Source organism: Niallia tiangongensis, assembly GCF_044704065.1.
GTDB lineage: Bacteria > Bacillota > Bacilli > Bacillales > Cytobacillaceae > Niallia > Niallia tiangongensis.
The window spans coordinates 3,171,618-3,183,930 of record NZ_CP162613.1 but is presented as its reverse complement, the minus strand read 5'-3'; the positions used below and the strand labels follow the sequence as shown (position 1 = coordinate 3,183,930).

11 protein-coding genes are annotated in these 12,313 nt (G+C 35.5%); all 11 read left to right on the top strand.

Going from position 1 to position 12,313, the window contains the following annotated elements; all coding sequences use genetic code 11:
* Positions 1–13: 13 nt before the first annotated feature.
* The 11 genes from accC to spoIVB all read left to right on the top strand — a co-directional run bounded on the left by accC (position 14) and on the right by spoIVB (position 12,273).
* Positions 14–1,372, top strand: a complete 1,359-nt coding sequence (accC, locus tag AB3U99_RS15355; protein WP_400242297.1) for an acetyl-CoA carboxylase biotin carboxylase subunit — start codon at positions 14–16, stop codon at positions 1,370–1,372.
* A 15-nt stretch (positions 1,373–1,387) separates the two neighbouring features.
* Positions 1,388–1,795 carry an Asp23/Gls24 family envelope stress response protein gene (locus tag AB3U99_RS15350; RefSeq protein ID WP_400242295.1) on the top strand — a complete coding sequence of 136 codons (408 nt, stop codon included), beginning with the start codon at positions 1,388–1,390 and terminating at the stop codon, positions 1,793–1,795.
* A 278-nt stretch (positions 1,796–2,073) separates the two neighbouring features.
* Positions 2,074–2,466 carry a transcription antitermination factor NusB gene (nusB, locus tag AB3U99_RS15345; protein WP_400242293.1) on the top strand — a complete coding sequence of 131 codons (393 nt, stop codon included), beginning with the start codon at positions 2,074–2,076 and terminating at the stop codon, positions 2,464–2,466.
* Between the two features lie 193 nt (positions 2,467–2,659).
* On the top strand, positions 2,660–4,006 hold the full coding sequence (gene xseA, locus AB3U99_RS15340) for an exodeoxyribonuclease VII large subunit (RefSeq protein WP_400242291.1): 1,347 nt from the start codon (positions 2,660–2,662) through the stop codon (positions 4,004–4,006).
* A 3-nt stretch (positions 4,007–4,009) separates the two neighbouring features.
* Positions 4,010–4,249: an exodeoxyribonuclease VII small subunit gene (xseB, locus tag AB3U99_RS15335; RefSeq protein ID WP_031535244.1), complete on the top strand. Its 240-nt coding sequence runs from the start codon at positions 4,010–4,012 to the stop codon at positions 4,247–4,249.
* A gap of 3 nt (positions 4,250–4,252) precedes the next feature.
* Positions 4,253–5,146 carry a polyprenyl synthetase family protein gene (locus tag AB3U99_RS15330; protein WP_400242288.1) on the top strand — a complete coding sequence of 298 codons (894 nt, stop codon included), beginning with the start codon at positions 4,253–4,255 and terminating at the stop codon, positions 5,144–5,146.
* A gap of 454 nt (positions 5,147–5,600) precedes the next feature.
* Positions 5,601–7,493 (top strand): 1-deoxy-D-xylulose-5-phosphate synthase, encoded by a 1,893-nt coding sequence (dxs, locus tag AB3U99_RS15325; RefSeq protein ID WP_400242286.1) that lies wholly within the window; start codon positions 5,601–5,603, stop codon positions 7,491–7,493.
* 7 nt (positions 7,494–7,500) lie between these two features.
* Complete coding sequence (locus tag AB3U99_RS15320; protein ID WP_400242284.1) at positions 7,501–8,331, top strand: TlyA family RNA methyltransferase; 831 nt, start codon at positions 7,501–7,503, stop codon at positions 8,329–8,331.
* Positions 8,332–8,616: 285 nt separating this feature from the next.
* Entirely contained in the window at positions 8,617–9,066 is a 450-nt protein-coding gene (gene ahrC / locus AB3U99_RS15315) for a transcriptional regulator AhrC/ArgR (RefSeq protein WP_400242282.1), read from the top strand.
* Positions 9,067–9,082: 16 nt separating this feature from the next.
* Complete coding sequence (recN, locus tag AB3U99_RS15310) at positions 9,083–10,771, top strand: DNA repair protein RecN (RefSeq protein ID WP_400242280.1); 1,689 nt, start codon at positions 9,083–9,085, stop codon at positions 10,769–10,771.
* A 209-nt stretch (positions 10,772–10,980) separates the two neighbouring features.
* Positions 10,981–12,273 carry a SpoIVB peptidase gene (gene spoIVB / locus AB3U99_RS15305; RefSeq protein WP_400242278.1) on the top strand — a complete coding sequence of 431 codons (1,293 nt, stop codon included), beginning with the start codon at positions 10,981–10,983 and terminating at the stop codon, positions 12,271–12,273.
* The last annotated feature ends 40 nt before the right edge of the window (positions 12,274–12,313 follow it).

Sequence of the window (12,313 nt, the reverse complement as noted above, 5' to 3'; positions counted from 1 at the left end):
AGGAGTTTAGTCAATGATAAAAAAACTGTTAATCGCAAATAGAGGCGAAATAGCTGTCCGCATAATAAGAGCATGTCGAGAATTAGATATTCAAACTGTGGCAATTTATTCAGAAGCAGATCGTGAGGCTTTGCATGTTCAAATCGCAGACGAAGCATACTGCATAGGTCCAAAAGCTTCAAAGGATAGTTATTTAAACTTTACAAATATAATAAGTGTAGCAACATTGACTGGATGTGACGCTATTCATCCAGGATACGGATTTTTGGCAGAAAATGCAGATTTTGCTGAACTATGCAGAGATTGCAAAATTACGTTTGTTGGCCCTAGTCCAGAGGCTATTAATAAAATGGGGACAAAAGATATTGCTAGAGAAACGATGCGTCAAGCTGGCGTACCAATCGTGCCTGGATCCCAAGGTATTATTAAAGATTTAGAAGAAGGAATTTCTTTAGCTAAAGAAATAGGATATCCAGTAATTATTAAAGCTACAGCAGGTGGCGGTGGTAAGGGTATCCGCGTAGCTAAATCAGAAGAAGAATTAGTTAAAGGAATAAACATTACCCAACAAGAAGCATTAACAGCCTTTGGTAATGCAGGCGTGTATTTGGAAAAATACATTGAGGATTTCCGCCATGTAGAATTGCAAGTACTTGCAGATAATTACGGAAATGTTATTCATTTAGGAGAAAGAGATTGTTCCATTCAGCGTCGATTGCAAAAGTTGCTCGAAGAAACACCGTCTCCTGTGTTAACAGAAGAAATGAGAGAGAAAATGGGAGATGCTGCGGTTAAAGCTGCAGCTGCAGTTAATTACACAGGTGCAGGAACGGTAGAATTTATCTTTGATTATCAAAATCAAGCATTCTATTTCATGGAAATGAATACGCGTATCCAAGTAGAGCATCCAGTAACAGAGATGGTAACAGGTATTGATTTAATTAAAGAACAAATACTAGTTGCATCAGGAAAACCACTGGAATACAAACAAAAGGATGTTACATTTACTGGTTGGGCAATAGAATGCCGGATCAATGCAGAAAATCCTGCCAAGAATTTCATGCCTTCACCAGGGAAGATTAACATGTATTTGCCTCCAGGCGGATTAGGTGTACGTGTTGATTCAGCTGCTTATCCTGGTTATACGATCCCACCATACTATGATAGTATGATTGCTAAGGTTATTGCATATGGGTCAACTAGAAAAGAAGCTATTTCCCGCATGAAACGGGCGCTGAGTGAGTTTGTGATCGAAGGTGTACATACGACGATCCCATTTCACTTAAATCTCCTTAATCATGAAAAGTTTGTGGAAGGCAACTTCAACACAAAGTTTTTAGAGATGTATGATTTAATGAAATCAGAAGATTAAAAGGAGGAAAAGGTAATGAGCGAAACAACAAGTTTAGAAATGAACCAAGAGTATAATGGGCTAGGAAAAGTAGAAATTGCTCCTGAAGTAATTGAGGTTATTGCAAGTATTGCTGCTTCTGAAGTGGAAGGTGTAGCACAAATGAGAAGTAATTTTGCAACTGGAGTTGTGGAGAAATTTGGAAAGAAATTGCACAACAAAGGCATAAAGGTTGACCTCAGTGAAGAAGGAATTAAAGTGGAAGTATATTGCGTGATGAATTTTGGCATATCGATTCCACAAGTTGCTCAGCAAATTCAAAATAATATTCGTCAGACGTTAATCAATATGACTGGCCTTGTAACAGAAGAGGTTAATATTCACATTGTTGGTGTTCAGTTCGAAACAGCAAAACAAGAACCTGAATTACAGCAAGAGATGTAACGAAACAGAAAAAATGAAGCTAGCGTATAATGAGTGTAAATAGCAAAGGCTGAACAGGAAAAGGCAAAATATCTACTAAAAGGGGGCTTCCTCTTTGATAGGTATTAAGTTTATATCCTGTACAGCCTTTGTTTTTGTGGGAATTAACTGATAATAAGAACATATTTCTAGGTTTTTTTCATGTAAGATAGAGTTTTGTTTTTATTTATGCTATTATTCATGTAGCATAGATAAATAGGTTGTTAAACCTATGGAAGGATTTTAAAGGAGCATAAATAATGAAAAGAAGAACTGCCAGAGAAAAGGCCTTACAGGCACTATTTCAAATTGATATTAGTGATATAGATAAGGAAACAGCAATAGAACATGTTTTAGAAGGAGAAAAATCCGATTTATACCTTACTAAATTAGTGGATGGTGTATTAAGCCATCAAGTTTCTATTGATGAAACAATAAAGCAATACTTAGAAAATTGGTCTCTAGAAAGAATCGCAAATGTAGACCGTAACGTTCTTCGTCTTGCTGCGTATGAAATTATGTATGGTCAAGCAGATGATGTACCTGTAAATGTAGCGATTGATGAAGCTGTAGAAATTGCTAAACTTTATGGTGATGATCAATCTGGTAGATTTGTCAACGGTGTATTATCTAAGATTAAAGATAATCAATAGTATTAAGAGAAACGATGGTTTGATTAACAGTACGAATATGTGACAAATCAAATTTTGTTTGCATCAAGAAGTAAATGAGATTTGATATCATCCTAAAATTGTTTCCTTCTATAACCTATAAACATGAATGAAAAGGGATGTGGTGTATGGATACTACACCCTTTTTCCATCCTGTAAAAGGAGTTTTTTATAAATGGAATCACGTTATTTAACGGTACATGCTTTGACGAAATACATAAAAAGAAAATTTGATGCGGATCCTCATTTGCATGAGGTCATGGTAAAAGGAGAAATTTCGAATTTTAAGCAGCATACAAGTGGTCATATGTACTTTACCTTAAAAGATGAAAAGGCTAGGATTTTAGCAGTTATGTTTGCTCGAAATAATCAGCAAATGAAATTTATGCCTGAAAATGGGATGAAAGTACTTATTAAAGCAAGTATCACTGTTTATGAATCAAGTGGGCAATATCAAATGTATGTTTCTGATATGCAGCCAGACGGAATAGGTCAGCTTTATTTGGCTTATGAACAGCTGAGAGCAAAATTGGAACAAGAAGGCATGTTTCGTCCAGAGTATAAGAAAGCCATTCCTAAATATCCAAGAGCAATTGGTGTGATTACCTCTCCTACTGGTGCTGCAATAAGAGATATTATTACGACGATTAGAAGACGATATCCAATTGCAAAAATAATGATTTATCCAGCACTAGTTCAAGGAGAAACAGCGGCTCCTTCTATTGTAAAGGCTATTCAACAAGCAAATGAGCAGGATTCTCCAATGATTGATGTCCTCATAGTAGGTAGAGGTGGCGGTTCCATTGAGGAATTATGGGCTTTTAATGAAGAAATCGTTGCCAGAGCCATTTATACTTCGAATATTCCAGTAATCTCCGCTGTTGGTCATGAAACAGATTTTACCATTGCTGATTTTGTTGCTGATATGCGTGCTCCGACTCCAACTGGAGCAGCTGAGCTTGCTGTACCCCATATAGATGAACTTGTAGAGCGTATTTTGACAAGGCAAAGTCGGTTAATTAGAGGTATAAAAGAAAAGGTTGGATTACAGAAGCTTCGCCTAAATAGAATTCAGCGTTCCTACGCATTTCGTTATCCAAAGGTATTGTATGATCAAAAAATGGAGCAATTAGACAAACAGTCAGAATTATTAATGCGTAATGTGCAAAGAGTTTTTGAACAGAAGCATAAGCAACAGCAATTAATACAAAAGCAGCTTGATAGAAATCACCCTAATCAATATATAAAGAAGGCCAATCAAGATTTAGCTAGCTTACAAAAAAATCTAATCCGTAATACGGAGCTTATTATGCAAACAAAAAGACAAGCTTTTCTTTCAAAAATAGGTAAGATGGATGCATTAAGTCCGTTGAAAATAATGGAAAGAGGCTATAATGTAGCATATGATAATCACGGGAAATTAATAGCAAGCATAAAACAAGTTAAGCCTAAGGACCAGATTGAGTTAAACCTGGCTGATGGAATGGTAGAAGCAGAAATTATTGCGGTAAAGGAGAGATAGATTTTGGCAACCAATTCAGAAAAAAATCCATCTTTTGAAGAAGCGATGGAAGAATTAGAAAGAATCGTTGAAAAACTAGAAGAGGGAGACGTTCCGTTAGAAGAAGCGATCAATACGTATAAAAAAGGAATGGAGCTTTCTAAATATTGTCATGAGAAATTAAAAAATGTGGAAGAACAATTAGCTGAAGTCGTTTTAGAGAATGGAAAAAAACAACCTTTTTCGATTGCTGAGGAGGAATAAAGCTTGAATAAAACCTCTTTTTCAGCATTTACAAACAACTATAAGGATATATTGGAAAAGGAATTAAAGAAAAATGTAGAAAAGCTTGTGGCGCCAACAAACTTAAAAGATTCGATGCTCTATTCGCTAAATGCAGGTGGAAAAAGAATTCGACCGCTACTTTTGTTTGCAACAATACAGGCGTATGGAAAAGATCCACTTATCGGGTTATTACCGGCAACAGCAATTGAAATGATACATACCTACTCCTTAATTCACGATGATTTGCCAAGTATGGACGATGACGATTTACGAAGAGGACTACCAACAAACCATAAAGTATACGGAGAGGCAACAGCAATTTTAGCAGGAGATGCCCTACTTACATACAGCTTTCAAATAATGACAAATATGAAGCAGTGTAATATTCCTGCTGACACCATACTCACAGCAATTGGCCTTTTAGCCGAAGCAGCTGGTGCAGAAGGAATGGTGGGTGGACAAGTTGCTGATATTGAAGGGGAAAATAAAGCCTTAAATCAACAAGAGCTTGAGCAAATTCACCTACACAAAACAGGAAAGCTACTTGAGGTTAGCGTTATAATCGGTGCAAAATTAGCAGGCGCTGCTAACACTGAAATGAAGCTGCTGAAACAATTTGCTTATCATTTAGGATTAGCTTTCCAAATTAGAGACGATATCTTAGATTTAGAGGGCGATGAAGCGCTTATTGGAAAGCCAATAGGTAGTGATATGGATAATCACAAAAGTACCTATCCAAAAATACTCACCATGGATGGAGCGAAAAGTGAACTAGATCTGCATATCAGACAAGCAAAAGATCATCTTGCAAGCTTACATATAAATAGCGCAATCTTAGAAGAGATTACAGATTTAATTGCATATAGAAATAATTAATTTTATCTTCCTTAAAACGTTTAAAAGTTTTTTTTAGGAAGATAGTTACTACTATTATAGTAACTATCATTGGGGAAATAAATAAGAATAGGGAATCAGATAACAGGGTGCCTCAAGCATATTTGACAACACTTATGCATTTTATAGAAGTGAAACCTCTATATTTGTGTAGGAGGAGTGTTCCACTTTGAGGCATCCTTCTTTAAAGCGCTTAATTTTCATTCGTTCTAACTATGTAGAATTACTACTATTATGTGTGAATGAATGGTATAATACATATTTAATAATAAGAATAAATTAGTTTTTTTTTATAGAATAAGGTATTCTAATATAAAATACAATTTTTGGCGAAAAAGAAATGAAAAATGGTTAAATGGAAGGAAGATATACCAATTTAGTCATATAGGAAATATCGGCTATTGGTTATAACTGAACGAAAGTGAGTTGTTACCTAATGGATTTAATGTCAATTGAAAATCCAGCATTTTTAAAAGGATTATCCAATGAGGAGCTTCAGAGCCTTAGCGAAGATATCCGTCACTTTTTAATTAATAAACTTTCTCTAACTGGTGGCCATATTGGTCCAAATTTAGGAGTAGTGGAATTAACAATTGCACTTCATAAATGTTTTGATAGTCCAAAGGATAAAATGCTATGGGATGTAGGGCATCAATCCTATGTACACAAAATTTTAACTGGTCGTGCAAAAGATTTTGACACCCTTAGACAATACAAAGGTATGAGCGGTTTTCCAAAAATGAATGAAAGTGAGCATGATGTATGGGAAACAGGTCATAGCTCTACTTCTTTATCAGCAGCAATGGGAATGGCAGTAGCTCGGGATTTGAAAAAGGAAGATTCTTATATCATTCCTATTATTGGGGATGGTGCTTTAACAGGTGGAATGGCCCTTGAAGCACTTAATCATATCGGCGATGAAAAGAAAAATATGATTGTTATTCTTAATGATAACGAAATGTCGATTGCTCCAAATGTAGGAGCACTTCATCAAGTATTAGGAAGATTAAGAACTGCTGGGAAATATCAATGGGTTAAAGATGAATTAGAAATGCTTTTAAAGAAAATTCCTGCAGTTGGTGGTAAGATGGCTGCCACTGCTGAAAGAATTAAAGATAGTTTAAAGTATTTATTGGTGTCTGGTGTTTTTTTTGAAGAGCTAGGCTTTACTTATTTAGGTCCTGTTGATGGACATGATTACGATGACTTATTTGAACAATTAAATTATGCAAAGAAAACTTCAGGACCAGTTTTATTACATGTAATTACGAAAAAAGGAAAAGGATTTTCTCCTGCTGAAAAAGACAAAATTGGGACATGGCACGGAACAGGTCCATATAAGATTGAAACAGGAGATTTTGTAAAGCCGACTATTACAGCACCTGCCTGGAGTAAACTTGTAAGTGATACTGTTTTGAAATTGGCACGAACAGACGAACGTATCGTTGCTGTTACGCCTGCAATGCCAGTCGGTTCCAAATTAGAATCATTTGCAAAAGAATTCCCAAATCGAATGTTAGATGTTGGGATAGCAGAACAGCATGCTGTTACATTAGCAGCTGGACTTGCAACGCAAAAGATGAAGCCATTTTTAGCAATTTATTCGACATTTTTACAACGCGCTTATGATCAAATGCTTCATGATGTATGCCGCCAAAATTTAAATGTGTTTATCGGAATTGATCGTGCAGGCTTAGTAGGAGCAGATGGAGAAACGCATCAAGGAATTTATGATATTGCATTTTTACGTCATATGCCAAACTTAGTTTTAATGATGCCGAAGGACGAAAATGAAGGACAGCATATGGTAAATACGGCAATTAAATACGATGATGGACCAATTGCAATGCGGTTCCCTCGCGGAAATGGAATTGGGGTAGAGCTAGATTCTGCCTTAAAAACGATTCCAATCGGTACATGGGAAGTGTTAAAAGAGGGATCTGATGCAGCAATCCTTACCTTTGGCACAACTATTGAGATGGCAATGGAGGCAGCGAATCAGCTGGAAGCACAAGGCATACATGTGAAAGTCGTTAATGCACGATTTATTAAACCAATAGATGAAGCAATGCTAACGGATTTACTGAAAAAACAAATTCCAATCTTAACATTAGAAGAAGCAATTTTGCAAGGAGGATTTGGAAGCTATTGTTTAGAATACGCACATGATCATGGCTTTGGCGCAAATGTAATCGATCGCATGGGAATTCCCGATGAATTTATTGAACATGGTGATGTCAATTCTTTATTAGAGGAAATAAATTTAACAAAAGAAGAAGTTGTAAATAGACTTTTAGCGATTGCAAGAAAAAAACAAAAGAGGGCTTAGAGCATTCATGAAGAAAGAAAGAATAGATGTATTATTAGTTGAACAAGGTTTATTTGAAACAAGGGAAAAGGCAAAACGTGCAGTGATGGCAGGGATTGTTTACTGTGAGGAGAGTAGACTGGATAAACCAGGTGAAAAAATAAGCGCCGATTCTAAGCTGACTGTAAAGGGAAAAACGCTGCAGTATGTTTCAAGAGGCGGCTTAAAGCTAGAAAAGGCGCTCAAAGTATTCGATGTCGACATGAAAGATAAAGTATTGCTCGATATCGGCTCTTCTACCGGAGGATTTACTGACTGTGCTTTGCAAAACGGAGCAAAGCAGTCATATGCCTTAGATGTAGGTTATAACCAATTAGCGTGGAAGCTAAGACAGGATGAGCGTGTAATTGTTATGGAAAGAACGAATTTCCGTTACGTAACTCCTGCTGACCTAGTAGGAGAAATGCCTAATATCGCTTCTATTGATGTTTCATTCATTTCCTTAAAGCTAATTTTGCCGGTGCTAAAAACATTATTAGTTTCTGGCAGTGATGTCATTGCTTTAGTGAAACCGCAATTTGAAGCAGGAAGAGAACAAGTTGGGAAAAAAGGGATTGTCAGAGATCGAAAAGTCCATGAATCCGTTTTAGAAAAGATTATCGATTTTTCTATAAAGGAAGGATATATCGTTAAGAATCTGTCCTTTTCTCCAATCACAGGCGGCGATGGAAACATCGAATTTTTGCTCCATCTATATTGGGATGAACGCGAGGGGAAATCTGAGCATTTTTATCAAATAAAAGAAACTGTTGAGGCGGCACACGCTGAATTAAAAGCAACTAAAGAAACCGATAAATAAGCAAATTGTAGAAGGGTTTGGCTACATGAAGAGAACTAGTACAATAATGCTAGTAGATGGATCTCTTATGTTGGCTAACCCTTTTTGCTGTACAATAGAAGATACAAAAGTAATTTTGTTTTATTCTTTGTTCTTGTAAAAAGGCGAACAAACACGGTAAAATAAAATAGAAGGAAAATGTCTAAAAAAATCGAATGAACGAATAAAAGGAAACAAATACTTTTATATAAAGAGCAATAAACATTATACATAATAAAATGATAACCACTATAAAGGATGGAAAATATGAATAAGGGTCAAAGGCATATAAAAATAAGAGAAATTATTACAAATAATGATATAGAAACGCAAGATGAATTAGTAGATGAATTGAAAAGTGCCGGTTATAATGTAACACAAGCTACTGTTTCAAGAGATATTAAAGAATTACATTTAGTTAAAGTGCCACTTCAAGATGGTAGATATAAATATAGCCTTCCTGCTGATCAACGATTTAATCCATTGCAAAAATTAAAAAGAATGCTGATGGACTCCTTTGTAAAAATCGATTCTGCAGAAAATTTGTTAGTCCTAAAATCTTTGCCTGGAAATGCGCAGGCGATTGGTGCATTAATTGATAATCTAGATTGGGATGAAATACTAGGTACAATTTGTGGAGATGATACATGTCTAATCATTTGTCGCTCTGCTGAAGATGGCAAGAGAATTAGTGATCGTTTTCTTGATATGCTTTAATTTGGGGGGACATTAATTGCTAAGTGAATTATCGATTAAAAATTTTGCAATCATAGATAGTCTATCCATTTCCTTTAAAAAGGGACTTACTGTACTAACTGGTGAAACAGGTGCGGGCAAGTCCATTATTATTGATGCTATTAATTTGTTAGTAGGTGGCCGTGGTTCTGCCGAATTTGTTCGTCATGGGGAAGAAAAGGCAGAAATTGAAGGATTATTTTATATAGAAGATGGTCATCCATGTTTTCGAAAAATGAATGAATTTGGAATAGATATAGATGAAGGCACAATTGTGTTAAGAAGAGATATTGCTCTGTCTGGTAAAAGTGTTTGTCGAATAAATGGAAAACTAATTACGATTTCTGTTTTAAGAGAGATAGGTTCCACTCTGATTGATATACATGGACAGCATGAACATCAAGAATTAATGGATGAAACGAAACATTTACAATTGTTGGATACTTTTGCAATGGGAGAATTGGCTCCTGTTTTGGAAGAGTATGAAGAGATTTATCGCTCTTATACACAAACGCATAAGAAATTAATGAATTTAACAGAAAATGAGCAGCAAATGGCACAAAGACTCGATTTATTGCAATTTCAGTTTAATGAAATTGAAAGTGCTCATTTAAAATTAAATGAAGATGAAGAACTATTGGAAGAAAAAAAGAAGCTGAGTAATTTTGAAAAAATATACGATAGCATTCAAACAGGCTATACAGCTCTTAGAGGAGAGCAAAAGGGGTTGGATTGGCTTGGTGAAGTAATGGGGAATATGGAGGAAGCTGCTAGTCTAGATACAGAATATAAAGATATGGCTGAATCTGTTTCCAATAGTTATTATATTTTAGAAGATATTGCAAGACAGATGCGGAGTGCATTAGATTATTTAGAATATGACCCGGAAAGATTAAATGAAATTGAAACAAGGCTAAATGAAATTAATACATTAAAGCGAAAATACGGCAAAACGGTATCTGAGATTTTAGAGTATGCTGCTAAAATTGAAGAAGAACTAGAAACATTACAAAATAAAGAAACGCATATTGATTTATTAGAGAACGAGTTAGCTTCTCTAAAAAAAGATCTATTAGTCGAAGCAAAGGAACTAAATATTTTAAGAAGAAAAGCGGCAGATCGTCTAACAGATAGTATTCATCAAGAATTAAAAGAGCTATACATGGAAAAAACAATTTTTGAAGTAAGAATACATGCTAACGAAAATAATGTCACGAAAAAAGGCATAGACGAAGTAGAATTCTATATTTCCACTAATCCAGGAGAACCGCTAAAACCATTATCGAAAATTGTTTCTGGTGGAGAGTTATCTAGAATGATGCTTGCACTAAAGAGTATTTTCTCCAAGCATCAAGGCGTTACTTCTATCATATTTGATGAAGTAGATACTGGTGTAAGCGGAAGAGTAGCTCAGGCAATTGCCGAAAAAATTCATCATGTTTCAGTTGATTCGCAAGTATTATGCATTTCCCATTTGCCTCAAGTAGCTGCAATGGCAGACACTCATTTATTTATTGCGAAAAAAATTGAGGACGGTAGAACCTCTACATCTGTTACCCCATTGGTTCAGCAAGAAAAGATAAAAGAGATAGGGCGAATGATTTCAGGTGCAGAAATTACCGAATTAACAAAAAAACATGCAAAAGAACTGTTAAAATTAGCGCAAAAAGCCAAGAATAAAATATAGACACGTAAAACCTCTGTGTATGTGCAGAGGTTTATTTTATTCTTTTTTAAGAAGTTGTCTTAATGCTCCTATTTAGAAAATATGACAAAGTTATCCAATATGGGTAGGTATTTAAAATTTTTAACAGTTATAAATGAGACTGTTACAGGTAAAGTTATAAATGTAGCCGGAGAAGTCGTGGTGAAAAGAAGCGAGGAGAGTGAAGAGAATTGAAAAGTGATATCCTAAGAAAAATAATTGGTGGGATTCTCCTTGTTTCATTAATATCTTTAGTATGTAATCAATCATTTCAAGAATATATTCATATCCCAAAAAGCATTACATTGTTTGAAGGGCAATCGATGGAAATCAATAATAGTGAGGCGATTCCTGTGACAGCAAATGTAGCAGACGAAGATTCGGTTGTTGCATTAAGCCAGGAAAAAGGGAAACTTTCTTTGCAAGGAAAAGTTAGTGGGAAAGAAGAGATGATGCTTGAGCTTGCTGGTTTTCCGATAAAAAAAGTGGATGTGAATGTTTTAAAAGACTTTAAAGTAATTCCTGGTGGTCAGTCCATCGGAGTAAAATTAAATACAGTTGGCGTACTGGTGGTTGGGCATCACCAGGTTAATACAGAAGAAGCTAAACAATCACCTGGTGAAAAAGCTGGGATCAAAGTTGGCGATATGATTGTTGAAATAAATGGACAGAAAATCGAAAAAATGGCAGATGTTGCACCATTTGTTCAAAAAGCTGGCGAAGAAAATAAACCATTAGATATAACGATTAAAAGAGAGAAAGAAGAGTTTAAAACAAAGTTAATGCCGCTTAAAGAAAAAGGGGACAACGCATTTAAATTAGGGCTATATATAAGAGATTCAGCAGCAGGGATAGGGACCATGACTTTTTATCACCCAGATTCCATGAAATACGGAGCTTTAGGTCATGTAATATCAGATATGGATACAAAAAAACCAATTATTGTGGACGATGGCGAAGTACTACGTTCTACTGTTACAAGCATTGAAAAAGGTAGCAATGGAAATCCTGGTGAAAAGTTAGCAAGATTTTCAGAGGATAAAGAAGTGATCGGGGACATTAAGACAAACAGTCCTTTTGGTATATTTGGGGAACTAAATAAAGAAATAAAAAATGGAATAATGGATAAGCCGATGCCGATTACATTGTCTGACCAAGTAAAAGAAGGACCCGCACAAATACTAACGGTCGTAGATAATGATCAAGTGAAGCTATTTGATATAGAGGTAGTAAGCTCTGTACCACAAAAATATCCTGCTACAAAAGGATTAGTTATTAAAGTAACGGATAAAGAGTTATTAAGTAAAACAGGTGGGATTGTACAAGGAATGAGCGGTAGTCCAATTATTCAAGATGGTAAGGTAATTGGAGCAGTTACCCATGTTTTTGTAAATGATCCGACGAGTGGTTATGGAGTTCATATCGAATGGATGTTAAATGAGGCAGGAATTGATATATACGAAAAAGGTCAAAAAGCGTCATAGAATAGCTGTTTTCGTAAAGTTTGTTGCTAGAGAGCAGCCG